This window comes from Bartonella sp. MU37NMGALS, assembly GCF_042194015.1.
GTDB classification, from domain to species: domain Bacteria; phylum Pseudomonadota; class Alphaproteobacteria; order Rhizobiales; family Rhizobiaceae; genus Bartonella; species Bartonella grahamii.
The window spans coordinates 266,058-284,170 of the sequence record NZ_JBHIML010000002.1 but is presented as its reverse complement, the minus strand read 5'-3'; the positions used below and the strand labels follow the sequence as shown (position 1 = coordinate 284,170).

14 protein-coding genes are annotated in these 18,113 nt (G+C 37.6%); 5 read left to right on the top strand and 9 right to left on the bottom strand.

Features of this window, described 5'->3' with window-relative positions; genetic code table 11:
* Window positions 1-373: 373 nt before the first annotated feature.
* Entirely contained in the window at window positions 374-2,359 is a 1,986-nt protein-coding gene (locus ACFIJP_RS02625) for a M23 family metallopeptidase (RefSeq protein WP_375625403.1), read from the top strand.
* Between the two features lie 860 nt (window positions 2,360-3,219).
* Here ACFIJP_RS02625 and ACFIJP_RS02620 read toward each other — a convergent pair.
* The 3 genes from ACFIJP_RS02620 to ACFIJP_RS02610 form a co-directional block, all read right to left on the bottom strand.
* Window positions 3,220-4,635 carry a sensor histidine kinase gene (locus ACFIJP_RS02620; protein ID WP_375625402.1) on the bottom strand — a complete coding sequence of 472 codons (1,416 nt, stop codon included), beginning with the start codon at window positions 4,633-4,635 and terminating at the stop codon, window positions 3,220-3,222.
* Between the two features lie 224 nt (window positions 4,636-4,859).
* On the bottom strand, window positions 4,860-5,414 hold the full coding sequence (locus tag ACFIJP_RS02615) for an RNA polymerase sigma factor (protein WP_015856820.1): 555 nt from the start codon (window positions 5,412-5,414) through the stop codon (window positions 4,860-4,862).
* Between the two features lie 7 nt (window positions 5,415-5,421).
* Complete coding sequence (locus ACFIJP_RS02610; protein WP_015856821.1) at window positions 5,422-5,625, bottom strand: NepR family anti-sigma factor; 204 nt, start codon at window positions 5,623-5,625, stop codon at window positions 5,422-5,424.
* A 169-nt stretch (window positions 5,626-5,794) separates the two neighbouring features.
* On the opposite strand from ACFIJP_RS02610, the gene ACFIJP_RS02605 reads away from it, so the two are divergent.
* From ACFIJP_RS02605 to ACFIJP_RS02590, 4 genes are all read left to right on the top strand, one after another.
* Window positions 5,795-6,589, top strand: a complete 795-nt coding sequence (locus ACFIJP_RS02605) for a response regulator (RefSeq protein WP_375625401.1) — start codon at window positions 5,795-5,797, stop codon at window positions 6,587-6,589.
* A gap of 22 nt (window positions 6,590-6,611) precedes the next feature.
* On the top strand, window positions 6,612-7,625 hold the full coding sequence (locus tag ACFIJP_RS02600) for a sensor histidine kinase (RefSeq protein WP_375625400.1): 1,014 nt from the start codon (window positions 6,612-6,614) through the stop codon (window positions 7,623-7,625).
* A gap of 991 nt (window positions 7,626-8,616) precedes the next feature.
* Window positions 8,617-8,982 carry a hypothetical protein gene (locus ACFIJP_RS02595; RefSeq protein WP_375625399.1) on the top strand — a complete coding sequence of 122 codons (366 nt, stop codon included), beginning with the start codon at window positions 8,617-8,619 and terminating at the stop codon, window positions 8,980-8,982.
* Window positions 8,983-9,026: 44 nt separating this feature from the next.
* Entirely contained in the window at window positions 9,027-9,476 is a 450-nt protein-coding gene (locus ACFIJP_RS02590; protein ID WP_375625398.1) for a hypothetical protein, read from the top strand.
* 816 nt (window positions 9,477-10,292) lie between these two features.
* On the opposite strand, the gene ACFIJP_RS02585 is transcribed toward ACFIJP_RS02590, so the two are convergent.
* The 6 genes from ACFIJP_RS02585 to ACFIJP_RS02560 form a co-directional block, all read right to left on the bottom strand.
* Window positions 10,293-11,048 carry a DUF4167 domain-containing protein gene (locus ACFIJP_RS02585; RefSeq protein ID WP_375625397.1) on the bottom strand — a complete coding sequence of 252 codons (756 nt, stop codon included), beginning with the start codon at window positions 11,046-11,048 and terminating at the stop codon, window positions 10,293-10,295.
* A 1,692-nt stretch (window positions 11,049-12,740) separates the two neighbouring features.
* Window positions 12,741-13,184, bottom strand: coding sequence for a hypothetical protein (locus ACFIJP_RS02580; protein ID WP_375625396.1), 444 nt, complete (start codon window positions 13,182-13,184; stop codon window positions 12,741-12,743).
* 2,066 nt (window positions 13,185-15,250) lie between these two features.
* Window positions 15,251-16,048 (bottom strand): hypothetical protein, encoded by a 798-nt coding sequence (locus tag ACFIJP_RS02575; RefSeq protein WP_375617997.1) that lies wholly within the window; start codon window positions 16,046-16,048, stop codon window positions 15,251-15,253.
* Window positions 16,049-16,138: 90 nt separating this feature from the next.
* Window positions 16,139-16,465: a hypothetical protein gene (locus tag ACFIJP_RS02570; RefSeq protein ID WP_375625395.1), complete on the bottom strand. Its 327-nt coding sequence runs from the start codon at window positions 16,463-16,465 to the stop codon at window positions 16,139-16,141.
* A gap of 699 nt (window positions 16,466-17,164) precedes the next feature.
* Complete coding sequence (locus ACFIJP_RS02565; RefSeq protein WP_375625394.1) at window positions 17,165-17,530, bottom strand: hypothetical protein; 366 nt, start codon at window positions 17,528-17,530, stop codon at window positions 17,165-17,167.
* A gap of 138 nt (window positions 17,531-17,668) precedes the next feature.
* Window positions 17,669-17,956 carry a hypothetical protein gene (locus tag ACFIJP_RS02560; protein WP_273791311.1) on the bottom strand — a complete coding sequence of 96 codons (288 nt, stop codon included), beginning with the start codon at window positions 17,954-17,956 and terminating at the stop codon, window positions 17,669-17,671.
* Window positions 17,957-18,113: the final 157 nt, after the last annotated feature.

The window sequence follows — 18,113 nt, the reverse complement described above, 5'->3', positions numbered from 1 at the left end:
TATCATTTTTTACTTTTTTTAAAATAAAATAACATAAACATCTGGTTGTATTTCAATACATTACACTAAAATAAAAATAAAACATGAAAACAGAAAGAGTTAAAGGGAGCATAGCGCCTTTAAAGTAAAATATAGCACCCCATTGCAATGCATAAAAATAGGAAACGCCTAGGAATGGATTAATCACAATAACGCTTGTTTTATGTTACTTTAATAAGGAAATTTTTCTGCACAGGTACGATTCATAAAGACATTGCTGTATAAAGAGAATTCGTATGATCTGTAATTTGTAAAAAGAATCAAATTCTTGTAGAAACATGCTAAGCTATGCTAGCTTTCTTTATTTAATATTGAAAAAGTACTCTTAGAATCTATGTGGGATAACGAACAACAAAAAAACGATCCCGGACAGGACCCTGCTCTTGTCGTCAAACGCTTGCGTCCTGCGCGCCGACAAGTTTCGGCCCGTTGGCTTACGGGAACCGTTCTAACAGGAATCACTTCCTGCATTCTTATGGGTATTGCACTTTTTACGGCTCTTGATGAACAACAGCGATTGGTAACCCCTCCACAATGGTTTACAAATGAAAATCTCTCACACACACAAGATCCTGAGGCCAATGGATATAAAGGGGATCGTATTTCTCCCACCCATGCACGGCAAAGCTTTGACAGCAAACGTCAATTTGAACTATCGATTCTGCAAAAAAAAGGCGATGAACAAGTCATTCAAACACAACATTTTGAATGGATTCGTATGGCTTTAGCTGAAAAGCGCCCCCAAAAATATAGCTATCCAAAATTTGATTCTTTAAGCATTCTTGCCAGTGATTCGAAAAATCAAAGTGCCAAACCACAAGATTCTGGACAGATTTATGGAGCAAAGGTTGAAACAAAAATCACCTTACGCAGCTATGATTTTAAGGTAAATCAATTCGATTTTGATGACAACGATACGCTGACAGATGAAGAGGCACAACAAGAAGTGCAAAAAGCTGGGTTTACGTTAGAAAAAAGTACCGAACTTCTTTCAGTTCTCACATTGATTGATCCTTTAAAGTTAGAAGATGCATCTACTGATTCCCAAGGTACAGAATCCCCTGAAGTTCGCATTGTGCAAGAAAATGTAACCGTTTCTCCTCAAAGTCACCGTATCGATCTGACAAAAAACTATGTTGAAGATATTATTCCTATTCGTAAAAAACAAACGATAGCCGATGCTTTCAAAAAAACCAGTTATACAAAAAAGCAAATTGAACAGGTTGTAAAAACGCTAGAAAAAATGAGCCTTTCCGATACCCTTAAAGAGGGAAGTCTTTTACGCATTGGCATCGTGACACAAGCTGGTGAAGAAGATCATCTCGTACGCGCAAGTATCTATCAAGGGATGTATCATGTTCTCACCATTGCGCTAAATGATAAAGGCCAATTCATTGAAAGCACAGAGCCTAAAATGTCTAAAGCTCTTAAAACGGCTTTTCAAAATGGTATTCCGCATTCTTATATCAATAGCGCGCAATTACCAACAGCTTATGATGCACTCTATAGTGCTTTGCTAAGCCATAATATATCACAATCTCTCTCTCATCGTCTCATTCGTCTGCTGGCCACCAATATTGACATGAAAAGTCCGATAACCCCCAATGATCAAATCGAAATATTTTATGCCGTACCACAAAGCGATAAAGAAAACAAAAACGGCAAAAAGAACTTGAAAGCAAAGGAAGCATCCAAAAACACTGATCCAGAAATTCGTTATATTAGTGCAACTTTTGGGAATACAACTTATAAATATTACCGTTATCAATTAAAAGATGGAAGCGTTGATTATTATGATTCTGAAGGGAAGAGTTCAAAGCCTTTCTTGCTGCGAAAACCCACACCAAATGGGATTTTTGGCTCCCCCTTTGGTCCACGCAAACATCCTATTTTAGGCTATATTCGCATGCATACGGGTGTTGACTGGGTTGCTCCTAAAGGATCACCCATTATTGCTGTAGGAGATGGTATTGTCACAAGAGTAGGCGTAACAGGCGGCTATGGAAATCACACGGAAATTCAACATGCCAATGGATATGTCAGCAGTTATTCACACCAAAGCCGTTATGCACCAGACATCAAACCAGGCGTGAAAGTACGACAAGGACAAATTATTGGCTATGTTGGATCAACAGGCATGGCAACCGGACCCCATTGTCATTTTGAAATCATTGTCAATGGCATCAAAGTTGATCCTATGCGCATCCGTATACCGGATAGCAAAGCCTTAACCAATCAAGACCTACAAACATTCCTCCAAGAAAAAAACAATATTGATGCCTTGATCAACAGCCCGATACCCCCCTCTGAAGATACTTAAAGCATAAAAGCATCTGCATTTTTACGACTCAAAACATCTAAAAAATATGCTTTAGCGCTTATTTTTCTCAAAGAGATTTCCGCACTTTAAATATCTGTAAAGAATACGCCGAAATATGCCACCACCCAAGGCTGCCATAACAATGATTAAAAATAAAACGCCCTCCCCTTTGCATGTTTATGCACGATAGAAAAGTGCAAAATATGAAATCCAAAAAGGCTAACTCTTCTTGTTTGTTTTATCAAAACGATAAAAATCCCTTTGTTTTCCATGCAATAAAATTTTAATCAAAGGTAAGTTTTTTCTCAAGGATGAAGATTCTAAAACCCATATCATTCTATAAACAACCAGACTTCTTGTTGAAGAGATTTCACTTGTTGAATGCTTATGCTGTTCATAGCCCTAAAAAACGGTGTTTCATAAACTTTATGAGCAAGTTATCCTTAAGAATATTCGTTACACACTTTTACAAAAACACCCCATATTTAAAGTTTTACATGCCTTACAAAAAATAACAAAACTTGAAAAAACAATCTCTTCGCAAAGAAATAGAGCTTACTAATATAAGTATTATTATTGGCTTAAAGGAGCTCTTATTCAAAATAAATTTAAATTTTAACTTAAGCACTTCAAAGCTATAAAACATACAAAAAAAGAGAATTTTAAAAGCCGATAATCGGAGTAAACAAAGCGAAAAACAAAGAGAGCAAAAGATGAAGAAGAAAAGTTTCTTCTCTTGAAAACAATTGACAAGCTAAAATGAATGGTGCTGTGTTCGTGTTATCTAAGTCATATTTTATTCTCATTTTTATTAAAGCGAACAAGCAGAGAGTAAAGAATTTATCTCTTAAAAAAATCAATCAGAGTTTTTTTGAACTATTCATACTGAGTTTTGGCAAAGGAATGACAATCTTTGTGCCCCTCAAAGCAGAAGTTTCAAACAGAGGTTTCTCACCAAATTGCATACAGAGCTGTTCCACGACCACACGACCAAGTCCTGTTTTTTGTTCTAAAGTTTGGCTTTTCATTCCCACGCCATCATCTTCTACAATGAGCATCAATTGTCCATCTTTCTGGGGACCAAAGGAGATATAAATATGACCCGTACGTTGATCAGGAAAGGCATGTTTTAAGGAATTTGTCAGCAGTTCACCAAGAATAATTCCAAGTGTTGTCGCATCTCTTGAAGACAGGCGACAATCTTTAAAATTGGTGTGAATGGTGATGTTTTCACGCAATTCAAAAGGGACTGCCAATTCGACATCATGCACAACAGAACTGAGAAACTCTGCCAATAAAGTCGTTTCCATATCATCACTTAAGCGCAAACGACGATGTGCTGTAGAAATTGTCTGAATACGATCACGCGCAGCTCCTAGAACAGAACGTACCTCTTCATTTTTGCTCCGGTTTAACTGGAGCCCCAGCAAAGAAGACACCGTCCCAAGAGAATTGCCAATGCGATGGCTTGCATCCTGCAATAATATTTCAACCCGTTGGCGTTCTTTTTCAGCGTGATTGCGTGCTCTTTCTAATTCTTGTGTCCGTTCTTTCACGCGGGCTTCCAGAGCGATATTTTCGCTATGAAGCAGCAATTGATACAATTTTAAAGAGCGCACATCACGATGAAAACGATTAATAACAAAATAGGCAGAAATAAAAGTACTCACAACAGAAACAATAGCCGCCAATGTCAAAGCAGCCCGCATTAATGCGATACCCTCACGCTGTTTTTGTCGCACCACATCATCCCCATTAATAAAGCTTGTCATCAATTGAGCTAAACGTGCCACAGGAATCTTTGATCCTTCAAAAGAGGCAGCTTGAGAAGGTTGTTCAGGAATCGCATCAAGAGCATGCATATGGGCATTCATAAATGCTTTTCGTGCTTCAACCTCTTTTTTAAAAGCCGTAAACCATTCATCCCATTGTGGATGCGCATAAACAATAAGTGCAATATAATCGAGAATATCCCCCAACTCCCGCTCTGCATTTTCAAAACGTATTTTATCTTCCGCCTTGCGCGTTTTTGCATAGCTGCGATCAGCAACAGCCATATCAATCAAGCTAATAAGGACCAAATCAGCCTGTTCACGCAATTCTGAACTTGTATTCAACTGTGCGACTTCTCGATCAACGGCATTTGAAAGCAACATAATAAAAACCGATGCCAAAAGAGCCATAACAAGAGAAACAACAATCGCACACCACCGCCAGCGTGATATCGTTGCATCAGAAGAAGGCATTTGAGGCATCAAATTTGTTTTTGTTGTCATAGAATGTCCATTGGCGAACTTGAAAGTCGTCATTTTTCAGCACAAAGGAAGGCAACCTTATGGAAAATAAAACCTAAAGCCCGTGGGAAAGTTTATACAGGCTTTTCTTGTGTTCCTAAGGATACACGCCAAACACTCTGAATTTCCTCAGATACTGACTTTACTGTAATAGCTATAACGGGAATAAAAAAAACAAGGCTATCGATCATAATTATTATGCTTTTTTAGCCGTTAAATGAACACAATGTACTTCCAGCTGAATAAGAATCAGGACCATAATCAGACTCACCATCCACCTTGAGAAGTTCTTGTAATCGATTACGCGCCCTGCTCACACGGCTTTTAATGGTTCCAACAGCACAACCACAAATAGCCGCAGCATCCTCATAAGAAAACCCCGATGCGCCAATGAGAATAATGGCTTCTCTTTGATCGGCAGAAAGCAAATTTAAGGCTTTTTTGAAATCTTGCAAATCAAGCGATCCATATTGAGCCGGATGAACAGCGACATTTTGAGTAAACACGCCATCGGTATCTTGAACTTCTCTTCCCTTTTTACGCATTTGACTGTAAAATTCATTGCGCAAAATGGTAAAAAGCCAAGCCTTAAGATTGGTTCCCATCTCAAAACTATCTTGCTTGGCCCATGCCTTCATAACAGTATCTTGGACCAAATCTTCGGCTTTATCCTGCTTACCACTTAAAGAAACAGCAAAAGCTCGTAAAGCCGGCAACACCAAAAGAAGTTCTTGTTTAAAGTTTTTCGCGCACTTTGACATAAAGGATTCAAACCTTTTCCACATTGTTTAAGCCAAATTGCTCTGCGCGCTCCAACTTCTCTAAAAGCTCAAGCAAACACCGTGGCAGTGCTTCTTCTTGAATTTCCATGTAAAATTGACGTAACTTCCGTGCTATTTCGCTATTGACCCCGAGAAGATCATCTCCAACTGTAAATTGTGTGGTGAGATTTTTTTCATCACGGTCGTTCATTTTTCATCCCCCTAATCCATATAATATCAGTAGCACCGCGAAGAATTTTTTCGCCTTATGGTTGTAAATATAGCTGTCGGTAAAAAGTTCCATACAAATCAAGGAACTTTTTTACCGGCTGAGAATTTCAATCAACAAAATGCTTGAAAGGTCAAAGGAGTTATAAATTATGTCATTATCAACGCGCATTGCCCCGCATCTTCCCTATCTTCGGCGTTTTGCCCGCTCTGTCACCGGTAGCCAATCCTCTGGCGATGCTTATGTATCCGCGATGTTGGAAGCACTCATCGCCGATATCTCCATTTTTCCCAAAGCATCCAGTGACCGAATTGGTACCTATTGGCTTTTTTGCCATCTTTTTGACCAAACCACACCGAACATCCCTGAACCCCTGCCCCAATTTGGTCTTGAACAAAAAACAAGTGCCAAATTATCCTATCTCACGCCCCGTGCACGCCAAGCATTTTTGCTCATTGCCGTTGAAGGATTTCATGAACGAGAAGCCAGCGAAATCATGAATATGGATACAAAAGAATTCCGCAAACTTCTCAACCAAGCATCCATTGATATTTCTCAACAAATTGCCACTGAAGTAATGATTATTGAAGATGAACCTCTTATTGCGCTTGATATTGAGCAAATGGTAGAAAGCCTAGGTCATCATGTTGTAGGAATAGCGCGCACGCGTGATGAAGCTGTCATCATGTATCATAAGAAAAAACCACGGTTGATTTTGGCTGATATTCAATTAGCCGATAACAGTTCAGGTATTGACGCGGTCAACGAGATTTTGAAAAATGACCGTATACCAGTGATTTTCATCACGGCTTTTCCTGAAAGGCTGCTGACCGGCGAGCGTCCAGAACCAACTTTTTTAGTGACCAAACCTTTCAACCCGGATATGGTGAAAGCGCTTATTTCTCAAGCTTTATTTTTTCAAGAGAATGCTTCTAAAGCGGCTTAGAACAGAGTAACATCTTAAAATTATGATCGTTACGCCTCTTTCAAAGCCTCCCATGGATAGATCTCATATGAGTGCGCTCATGCAAGCGATTCGTGGTGCTGATATTTGTGTTCTCTATCAGGCAACAAATCTGGTTTATTTATGGGCTGAAAACTTGCCGCACCATTTGCACAATAAATGGCGGGTTGGGTGTCGTGACAGCGACTTTTTTTCGCTTGACCTTGCAGACAATATGGAAACCATCAAACTGCAAGTTTTAGCGAGTGGCAAAATGCAAACTGTTGAAGCACGTTTTGAAGATACAAACAAACAAGAGATTTGGTACAAATTTTCTATTGATTGCCACCGCAATGATAACGAAGACATTATCGGTATTATCACCACCGGTGTTAATATTTCCGGCTTACGCCGCCGTGAACAAGTGCTTAAAATCCTTCTTCGCGAAGTCAGTCACCGTTCTAAAAACCTTTTAGCGATCATTCAAAGTATTGCTAGCCAAACCGCGCGCTATACTGAATCTCTTCAGGTTTTCTTACGCAAATTTCAAGGTCGTCTTCATTCTCTTTCTCATTCTCAAGATCTGATCACTGATTCCGATTGGCGTGGTGCTCAATTTCGCGAATTGGTCCAAACGCAGGCTTTAGGCTATTTTATGAAAGAAACAAAACGTTTTTCACTTGAAGGCGTAGATCCTTATCTTTTTCCCAATGCCGCTTTGCATATTGGTTTGGCTTTTCATGAACTGATTGTCAATTCTCTTTCTTTTGGAGCCCTTTCCCAAGAAAAGGGGAGCATCTGTGTACGTTGTGAAATCGAAACAAAACCGAATGGCAAAACGCAACTTATCATCACTTGGCATGAAAGTTTTGAATCCGGCATCCCTCCCACAAACAATAAAAAAGCCTGTTTTGGTAGTGCCGTTCTCGAAAAAATCGTTCCCATTTCCGTGAATGGTTCAGCTTCCCTCAAATTGACACAAGAAGGAATTGTCTATTGCCTCTCTGTTCCTGATACTTATTTTGATATTTTTTCTTAAAAGAGCATTTCAAACAATAAATAAACAAGAGAAGTTTCCCCTTTTTAGCAAAATTTCTCATCTGTTTTATTAAGCACAAAGATATTTTCCACCCCTTTAAACCCAGCTCTATAATCCCCCAATAGTTCCCCAAAACCTTAACGATGAGAACTGAAAGCTACATAAAGTCCATTCCCGCTGTCAATCAACTTCCATCCCTTATATAACCGCATATTTTAAAACAAGAACCAAAACGATGAAGCGCAAACCGTTTCAGCTTTTATATGCCAAATAAAAGCGAGTCTATTACCCACCTCTTTTTGTGTCATTTTCGCAATGCACATACAATTTCATTTTGGCAGAATATGAAATTTCAAGAAGTAAAGCTAACATCCATCATCACTCTTCAGCTTTACGGGCTTAAAGCAACCACAACAACGACAATCAATTGATGAAAATTACACATTTTATGCTTGTATTTATCGCATTCTTTAATGGAGATATTCTCTTCATGTACAATAGGACACCCTATAACAGAATACGCTTGTGTCTTTGATTCACGCACTTTTTTAATATTTGCCAGCGTATCCACGCTCATTTCAAATCAAAACAGTGTCTGTAAATAAAACATAATTAATAGCCCCCGTAAAGTGAACCCTCAAACACGCCCCTTTTTACTCCACATCCTTCTGTACCTTCATGCCTCTTTTCACTTCATAAAAGTAGTAGCGAGCATCATCATACCATTTGTCCCTCATGTTACAACAGCCCTTGACCTTTGAGAGCGTTCATAAGAGGCATTTTAGTCTTTTTTCAAATATTTCTCACCAACACAAAGCCCATACCCACCCCTTTATGACGTGCAAGCCAATGACTTTGATTAATTCACTATAAAGGGGAACCCGCATCTCAAAGGGGAACTAAAAAACTTTGAAACCGTTTAACAGTGAAGAGTCCCCTAAGCTGACAAATTGGAGTCCGCTCTGTCAACCTCTCATTTGGAAATTAATTGATGACCCCCCTTGTTTTTATCCTCTTATTAGTTTCATGTACAGATGATTTTAATAGTTGCTATTCGAACAATACAATGGTTAAAATCTATCCCACGGCTCAAGCATGTGAACAAGCCATGATACCGTCCACAAAAAAGTTTGCACTTTATGGACAACAAATTTTTGCTCAATGTATAAACGTCCATGCAAACTTACATCAACAAGAAGTAAAATTGATCTGGTCTGTAACAAACCGTGGAAATTTCCTGCTTAAAAGCCAAAACGTAAATAACAAGATATCCACAGTCCAGAAAGAAGGTGTTTTACCAACATCGCTTCCTCTTTTGCATTCTTCTTCCACAAACCTCTTGCAGAAAAAACTTTAAAAGCATAAACCCATCAGATCTCAAAAAAATACTCAATGAAAGACATGATTGATAATAAGCGCATGCAACCTTCAAAAGACCATCACACAGAGCAAAACTCTCTGCCTCAAGATCTCCCTTTAGATCCTGCTGTAGAACGAGTGAGAAAAAAACTTATGGGTTTAATGATTATTTCCGTTTTAATAACGCTTTTCCTTATTCTAACTGTACTGTTTTTAATTGTTTATAAAGTGATAACAACCGGATCAGCGCCAAAACAAACAGAGCTATCTTCCTCTCCCAACCAAAACCCACACGTTATCCATCATACGCTCTCTCTACCGGAAAAAACACAGATTTTGTCGCAAAGCCTCTCAGAACACAATATTGTACTGAAAGTTTTAACCCCTGATAGACAAACAAAATTTATGATTTACAATTATCACACCGGTGCACTAATCGCCGTTCTTTCTGTTGAAACAACAAAAGAAAGTTCGAAGATAATGCCTCATTAAGCAAACGAACATCACCACAAGCGCTTACATAGCATCCCTGAAGATTTAAAAATTTTCCTCTGCTTCAAGATACGACCACTTGGGAAACGGTAGATTTTTCACTGTATCTCCTGACCTAATCTCGGAAAAGAAGAAACCTTTCTGTCAACGCATTCCCATTTTTAAGAAAACTGACATCGCTTGGGAAAATCTAATGAACATGCAAGAAAGGCATCTTCTTGAGTGCAAAAATTCAACATAATTAATTTATAGTGATGATTTATTTTGCATGTCAAACGAGAACCTCAAATACTGTAAGATTCTCCCCTTTCAAATCTGTTCATAAGGAACTGAATCAAAATCATTTGCTCACATATCCCAGCAAGGAAATGGATGAATAAAAATACCTCTTATGAATGATCCGATATCAAAAGAAGAACTGTTTCAACATTGAAAATTAACGCAATAACGCCCAGCTTACATCTTTTATTAAGCAAAGATAACCGATGTATTTCACATGATAGAATTTATGAGCACCATCGCAAAATGGGCATAAATACATTGAACAATATTAAATATAAGTATGAATAAATAAAACAACGACATTGCGTTCTTCATACAAGAACTGCCTCTTAAAATACACGGATGTGCTTTTCTCTGTATTCCCTCACTTAAATCCCAGTAAAGAGGCAATCTTTTCTGTCAACCCCCTTCGTTAAGTTCCTAATACTGCCCGTGAAAATTCAAACAAAGCGCAAGAAGCTTCTTAAGCATATATATTTACTATCATGATACCAATAACATCACCACAAGCGCTTACACAGAATCCCTGAAGATTTAAACATTTTCCTCTGCTTCAAGATTGACCACTCGGCGACGGCGCGGTTTTCTCTGTATCCCCTCACTTAATCCAGGCAACGAAGAAACCTCTTTTGTTGCTGTTGATGCATCTCCATTGCTCGTGCTTTCTGCTGTTGCAAGTGAAAGCTCAAGAGATGATTCATCTTGGGTCCGTACAGTACGTCGACGGGGAGAACGACGTGTTTTTTTGACGGGTTCAACATTTTTCTCAGAGCGACAGTGCTCTTGATCGGTTTTTTCATCCGATAGAGCCTCTAAAGCATTTTCACGCGCATCCCCATTTTGCGTTTTAGCATATTGGCCATTACCATTTTTTTGCGACGGCATCTGTAATACATCTGTATCATCCTCGACAGTATCCTTTTTTTCACCGTCAAGATTTATTTCACCGCATTCTTGCTCGTTGTTTTCATCACGATTTTCATCACCACGATTTTCATCACGTCGAACCGATTGAGACATTTGTCCAGCTGCTGCTAAAATAATACGCAAATAGTGCTCGGCATGTTGTAAATAATTCTCCGACATAACACGATCACCCGCACCTTGTGCATCACGCGCAAGGCTTATGTATTTATCGGCAATTTGCTGAGCATTCCCGCGAATTTTAACATCCGGACCGCTACTTTCATAATTGCGAGACAACGGATTAGGACCGCGACGATTATTATTGCTATTACCATTATTGTTATTGTTGCGACCGCGTACCCGTCTATTTTGTTGTGGCCTCATCTTTATCCCTTTTTGGAGTGTTTGTCTTATATGTATGTCTTAATTGACTCTTCCTCATTGCATTACCTTTTGATAATGCTAATCATTTTTAACATACGGTTATCAAGCTATCCGCGTTTATTTTACTCAAACGAACCCTACTGATATTGATAAAAGCATATATTTTCTTGAAAATCATAAAACAGCAGGGAAATCGTAAATTAAAAATTCCCTCTTTCTCTGTTAAACAGCAGAAACCTAATGATGTTCACGTAAAATGCCAAGTGTTTTTTTTAAAATAAACCATATTTCACTAAAAAAATAATTATCTTGTGGAAAACAAAAAGGGAAACACACACACACACAACACACCTGACAAAGAAAAATTCCTGCCAGAGAATATTAGAAGCTTCCTTTTTTGCTCTAAAACCACCGCTCCTAAAAACGCCGATATCCTCTACCCCCTCGTGCATTTAACTCACAAGCACTTCCATCCCAGCGAGTCACCGCGCGAACCTCTTTATTTTATGAATATAGCCTCTCTTCATCGCTAAAGCAACCCCTTTGCGAGCGATAATCCACGATCGCTTCACAAAACCTCTTGATCTTTATAGATAGATTAATACGAAGTATTATTCAAGCCCTATAATCACCAAGAGATTAATCTTCTTTCCTAAATAAGCCCGATACTATCAATTTCTATTTTTACCCATGCATTTTTTAAGTTAATCACAGCCTTTATTTATAACAAATTGAGCCTAAAAACAAAATATTTAAATACAAAAAAATATCAAATTATGAAAAAAATGACCAATATGTCACACTTTCCTAAAAATCAGCTTCTTCTCAAAAAGATACTCTCCTCAAAAACTATCAATAAGAATGGCATAACGCATTTCCTCTCTTATCTTTTCTGATAAAGAAAACTGGAATTATAAAACAAGCACATTTGTAAACCCAGCACAGCACTTTACGCATGAAGCAGCCTTGAATGTTTATAAAAGGAATGTTTCTTTTTTACTCATTTTTGTCATGTCTATTGACTTACGCCCTCAAAAAACGAAGGTTCTCAAGTCACACTGTTCTGTCAACAATTAAAATTCTTGTAAAATTCGTACACTGAATTGATTTATAATGATAATTCATATTTTTGTATTAAGTAAGAAAACTTAATACCGTAGGATTTTTCATCCTCAATCTGTTTACTATTGAATCAATCTCTTTTTCTTGCATGTTACACTCGGAAAAGCCTGCGTAGAGTAAAAACGATAAAGAAAGGCTAAAAGTGCCTCTTATGAACCATCTCTAAGGCTTACGGGCTGTCGAGAGGCACCATTGGGAACGAGCACAGTATAAGATAGAGTACTTGGAGCTTACTCTTTTTTGAAACGTAAAGATGAACATGCTCTATAAATTTTATACACTTCATGAGAGGCTTTACCATTATACCCTTCACCAGAACCATTACGAAATGGATTTCCCACGCCTGTTATTTCCCTTAAAAAAGCTCAACAAATCCTCCTAAAACTCCACCACGCCCCTTTAAACATTTCAAGGAGGCATCCATGCCTTATGTCGCAACACCTTAAATAAGAAGTGCAATATAACAAGATAAATAAATAAAATTTCTATTGGTCTCGAGGCAGATCGTAATTTAAGGGGTTTTTATCTTTTCATCAAAATTCGCATCCTTTTAACTTTCCGTATAAAAACTTAAAAGTAATTGCGTCTTTTGCCTTTTTTATTTTCTTTTTCATTAAGAAAACAATCGCGTAAGAGAAAATAATTTCCATCCCCAGGTCGTACCATCGTCAAACATTGTTTTTTTGCAGTATCAGAAAGCTTATCCCACATTTCACGAATAGCAAAATAGGCCTCACTTTCCAAATTAAGACAATGCTGATAAACTTCTCTTTTCATATCGGGCATAACGGAAGCAGAAATTTCCTTGCAATATACGCGCAGATCAAAAACAGGAATAACCAATTCAACAGATGCTTGTTGTGTTATTTTTTTATGAGAAGAAAAATAACTGACCACCTTTGCAACAACAAAACACAAAATCACTATACAAAAAAGTATTATGCAAACAAAAGCAATCTTGCTATATAATCTTTTTAAATAAGCCTTTTGCCTTGCGCGGATTCTTCTTTCCATAAAGATTGTACCCTTTAATATCCCAAGAGAAGCTTTTACAGTAAAAAATGATAGCAGTATCTGTGTACACAATACAGGTTATAGCAGCAAACGATCAAGACTCTTATGTTAAAAGACTCTCTTTTTTTATTGTATAATTTTTATCGTATAAAATTTTTGTGAAAGACTTTTCTCACGCCCTTTATGAAAAAATAGGGATTATGATTTTCTTTCACCACCTTAAAAGACGAAGATTCTTCATCCATGCGGCTTTATAAACAATTCGTCTTCTTTAAGATACATCACATTGATTTATAAAGAGTATTTATTGTTTTTTCATATTGAATGAGAGACCCGAATACCACAGGATTCTCTCATCCTAAATTTGTTTTCTGTTGAAACGATCAAAACCATGTCGCTTGCAAGTTACAAGCGGAGCTGGCATGTGGATTAAAAACTGTACAAAAAAGGCATATGCCTCTTATGAATCGTCTCACGAACCAAGGCTTTCGTAACATTGGAAACTGGAAAAATATATGAGAGTACCAACCTGCACTTTTATGAAGCATAAAGATGAGGGAGATACCTTATAAGTTTTATACATTTCATAGGGGCTTTACCCCTATACCATTGATGAGTGTTCTTGTAAAAGGGACTTGGGAGTGGGATATCTCTTTAAAAACAAGTCCATGAATATGCAATAAATGTATATTCGGAGACAAATAATATTTTAATATTTGAGGCATTCTGTTTTTATGTGAGAGGCATGATCCCAAGAAGACACACGATACATAAAAGCATAAGGCATTATCTTCATTATTTAAATAATATTGCTATAGATAGTTTTGAAAATTATAAAGGAAAAAGATGATAGTCCGAAGAGTGATTGATATGCCTTTATATTTTTTCTCAATAAAGTTGTCTTCCTATTTCAGAAATCACTCAAATACAGCCCTCATCTGCTATACATAAAATCTAGCTTACAAAAGCTGGAGTCGCCCAGAGAATTTTGCCCTTCTGAATCCGTAAGGCTCTCATTCTTCTTTCTCTCAAACATGCTACAGCTTTGAAATTTGATGTTGATTGACAAGCAACAAAAAAGCTCTGCACTCTCTTAAGAAAACAACGCCTTAAGGTTACATACATAATGGATTGGAAAGATGTCCTAGCTTTTTATCAAACGCGCTGTAAAACAACGAGCGTAACATATTAGCTTTGCTTATCCCAAAAATGTTCATCCCAATCTCTTGTATCCAAATCTCTTATATCTCAATCTCTTGCATCCAATTCTCTAGCCTTCAACTCCCTAGCCTTCAACTCCCTTGTGTCCAATGCATAAAAATCAAGTTGAAGAAAATATATGGACACCCCTAAACTCGAAAATATGAAAGGAAGGCGTGACAGAGTTTCGCGTTCCTTTGTCATGCAAAAGCATTAGACATTCTGAAACAAGCACACTTACTGTCTCGTAATGCTTCCTTTTTTCTTCTACCGGTCAAATCCCCTTATTTAGAGAATTGGCTATCACAAGTTATGCAACAAACAGAACCTGATTTATATCCGCATGGAATTCGTTCCAGTTTACATGATTGGCTCGCAAAATCCACTTGACTTTCCCCTTTGTCTTTTCCCCTCATGGGATCTCTATCACCATAGAACAAAAAGCGATATTTTATGACGCTTTATGGACAAAATCCCCACCGCCCGAAGAGTTTATCACATGACGAAAAAAACACTCCCCATATTCACCACACACAAACACTTCAATATATAAAACTTACATGCCTTCTATCACCGCACTCTCAAAAAGCAGCAAGACAACAAGATAAGAAATTATTGATGTAAAACTCCCAACAAAGAAAAGAACGGATTTTCTAATCGAGGTAAACAAATACTGTTAAATCAACGCTTCCATTTTTGATGATGTCACACCTATGCTTTATAGCACCCCTATCACACTTCATAATACCGAAAAATTTTCTCTGCCCTACGCACTATGCGCATCAGAACCAATCAAATAAAACAGAAATGCGCTATCTTCCTACTTTTTTGTTTTTGATTAAATAGCAAGATATAGCTGTAATTCTTTAAAGAGCTTCATACCATAGATTCATTTTATACATAATATCATCAACAGAATGTTTGTATGTGCTGCAGGAAGAATCCCCAGAACGCTCCATATGACCACTGGATGAAGAGCTGTTACAGGATTCTACAAGAAATGCCAGTGACATTGGAGATAACGCATCCTCGCTATCAGAATAATAAGCTGATAAAAAAGTGTAATCTTGTGAAGGAAGTGTCCCCGAATTTACTTGTGATGGAGCGGCAACAAAAAGAGAATTAAAGGTTCTAGGACCAATGACAATATCACCATTCGCTTGCCGCATAATACTTCTTGCAGAGTATATATGATTTGTATTGATTGCCCCCAGCGAAGCCCATTCATCCTGCCATAAATATGCATAATAAAGATCCATAACTTGTTCATGTTGAACAACATTGTCAGCAGACATGGCTGTATCAAAGAGTGAGTTAGGAACATAATAAAAATTTATATCTGGAATAATTTCATATAGCCAGTACGTTTCATCAGGATTATTAGCAATCTGTTGCCGCGCCATTCTGTAAACTGCATCCATATTTGCAGTTGTAGACACAAATGCTGAAGTCTGTTGAGCAAGAGAGTGCCCAGTTACATGATGTATGATATCCTGATCATCCCCCCAAGGGGCAAAACCTCCTCCAAAGAATATAACAGATGGAGAGCGATCATCTATACGGAAAACCATATGGGGAGGATCAATAGCATATGACAGATTTACATCTGAAAAGAAAAAAAATAAAACTGTCACTAAAAATACTGAGAATGCTCTTTGAAACATTTTTATACCTTTGATATACACTCCATATTTTATACCTGTAACCTCTTGAAGCGTTACAGATATAAAAAGGGAGAAAAACCCCTATTGATCTTATTTTAAAGTGATGGCTAAAACCCTTTTTGCTGGCACATGACCCGCTGCAAAAATAACCATTACTTTTCTGTTCAAAATGACTGCGGTTTTTGCCAAATCCAAAATACTTTTTCCAACAATGTTATCACAGCCCCAAACACCTTTTTGAATGTCTGAAGTAGGGCTGATACCGTATCTGAGCTCTAGGAGACATTGTGCTCCTGCGCTAACGACTTGAACCGAATTAAGATAACCGTTTTGTTCATAAACTCCAGCATGAGAAACACCTGTTGTTAATGCTATTATCACCAAAACGATGGATATTTTTTTCAAAAAGCTTTTCATAATTTACCTCTTTTAAATTTATTGCAACGGACATGAAATGCATCCCCATGCAATCTAATGGATATTTTTAACCTCCTCGCCTCCTTAAAGACGAGAATTTTAACCAGCTTTAGCCCGTGATAAGACTGCCTCATCTCAGTCTATTCTTACCTCTATCCCCGCTGTTGCACGATTTATTTTACAGGCTCTACAGCAAAGCCTTCCCTTATTGATGCCGCGTGAATGATGACTCATGCACACAACAAAACACCGCATGCACAAGCTCTACCATTGGCGATATCTACCACTGACAATGTCTGCCATTGTTAATGTACGTGCATTCTACGGATTCAAAATGTGTCTATGATTTATTGCCTATCGCAAGCGGCATACTGTCAACAAAGACAATTAAGACACGTATTTACAGCCTCACTAAGCTTAAATCTGTCTAACACCAAACGCTAGAATGAAATTGCCATCTAAGCTCAAACGACGATTGATGCAAAATCACTCAGTTTAAAATAGAATCAACTGTAGTTGAATATCTTAAGATAGATCCTCAATACCGATAACTCATGAATTCTGTAAAACATGAACGATTATACTCTGAGTAAAAACTGTAAATCAGAAAACTGCTAGGGTTAAAATAGCCTTAGTGTAGAAGATTGACCATTTTCCAAGCATCGCCTATTTAAGTCACAACGAATACAGATAATACGCTTAATTATCACGCACTCTCAGCCCTCGAATAACATTGATTGAATAGTTACTTATGTAACAGATATCAACGAATTGCGATGTACTGTAAGCTCTATAGGCCAGCTCAACAATCTCAGGACTTTGAATATGAAATGTTCTTCCTACAATTTTTGACATTTCTGGCTCTTCTGTAGGCCTCGTTTCTAAAACAGAGAGAATATTTACCCCTTGCAAATTTTTATATGGAATGACAGAAATATTATTGATGATTTGTGAGCGAACCATTGTTCCGCCGATATCTGAACAATCATCTGAAATAGTCCACAAACGTGCAGAAGCTGGTCCAGTAAGACACAAAGCTAAAAATATTAAAATCAATTTTTTCATTATAGAATACCTCTTTTTCATTTTTGGTTGATCAAAAAAATAAATGCTCTATGGACAGGCAAATAACTATCCTGTTCACAACTATCTATCTCACTGCTTTAAAGGAGCTAAATCCCATAGAGACACAAATCGAGATGGTTAATCACCCATCGTTTTACTTTTATCCGCTTCTTCAGCGTCTTGTTTGTGTTTCACATCTTCAAGATCTTTGATAATCGTTTTCAATTGTTGTTCTAAAATATCCAAACGCTGTGTAAGTTGGAGAATATTTTGAGTCTGTATTTTATCAAAACATTGGAGATCTTGACGTGTTTGCTTCAACAGAGCATTCAAAGGAGCATGTCCCATTCTTCCGCTAGCATAAAGAACCACACGAATACATTCAGGATCATCAATATCAGCAATAGAAAATGGAAAAAGTGCCATTATATCCCCCTTTTTGATAAGCTAAACGCGTATTAAGCATTTGAATATCTTTTTCCGTTGTACGGCTCTTGCATTCTTCAAGACAACCTCAGACAACCTCAGACAACCTCAGACAACCTCAGACAACCTCAGACAACCTCAGACAACCTCAGACAAC

What these genes read in the sequence shown, in the direction of transcription:
- ACFIJP_RS02625 (WP_375625403.1), top strand. Translation starts at nt 374, where the DNA reads ATGTGGGATAACGAACAACAAAAAAACGATCCCGGACAGGACCCTGCT.
- ACFIJP_RS02620 (WP_375625402.1), bottom strand. Translation starts at nt 4,635, where the DNA reads ATGACAACAAAAACAAATTTGATGCCTCAAATGCCTTCTTCTGATGCA.
- ACFIJP_RS02615 (WP_015856820.1), bottom strand. Translation starts at nt 5,414, where the DNA reads ATGTCAAAGTGCGCGAAAAACTTTAAACAAGAACTTCTTTTGGTGTTG.
- ACFIJP_RS02610 (WP_015856821.1), bottom strand. Translation starts at nt 5,625, where the DNA reads ATGAACGACCGTGATGAAAAAAATCTCACCACACAATTTACAGTTGGA.
- ACFIJP_RS02605 (WP_375625401.1), top strand. Translation starts at nt 5,795, where the DNA reads ATGTCATTATCAACGCGCATTGCCCCGCATCTTCCCTATCTTCGGCGT.
- ACFIJP_RS02600 (WP_375625400.1), top strand. Translation starts at nt 6,612, where the DNA reads ATGATCGTTACGCCTCTTTCAAAGCCTCCCATGGATAGATCTCATATG.
- ACFIJP_RS02595 (WP_375625399.1), top strand. Translation starts at nt 8,617, where the DNA reads ATGACCCCCCTTGTTTTTATCCTCTTATTAGTTTCATGTACAGATGAT.
- ACFIJP_RS02590 (WP_375625398.1), top strand. Translation starts at nt 9,027, where the DNA reads ATGATTGATAATAAGCGCATGCAACCTTCAAAAGACCATCACACAGAG.
- ACFIJP_RS02585 (WP_375625397.1), bottom strand. Translation starts at nt 11,048, where the DNA reads ATGAGGCCACAACAAAATAGACGGGTACGCGGTCGCAACAATAACAAT.
- ACFIJP_RS02580 (WP_375625396.1), bottom strand. Translation starts at nt 13,184, where the DNA reads ATGGAAAGAAGAATCCGCGCAAGGCAAAAGGCTTATTTAAAAAGATTA.
- ACFIJP_RS02575 (WP_375617997.1), bottom strand. Translation starts at nt 16,048, where the DNA reads ATGTTTCAAAGAGCATTCTCAGTATTTTTAGTGACAGTTTTATTTTTT.
- ACFIJP_RS02570 (WP_375625395.1), bottom strand. Translation starts at nt 16,465, where the DNA reads ATGAAAAGCTTTTTGAAAAAAATATCCATCGTTTTGGTGATAATAGCA.
- ACFIJP_RS02565 (WP_375625394.1), bottom strand. Translation starts at nt 17,530, where the DNA reads ATGAAAAAATTGATTTTAATATTTTTAGCTTTGTGTCTTACTGGACCA.
- ACFIJP_RS02560 (WP_273791311.1), bottom strand. Translation starts at nt 17,956, where the DNA reads ATGGCACTTTTTCCATTTTCTATTGCTGATATTGATGATCCTGAATGT.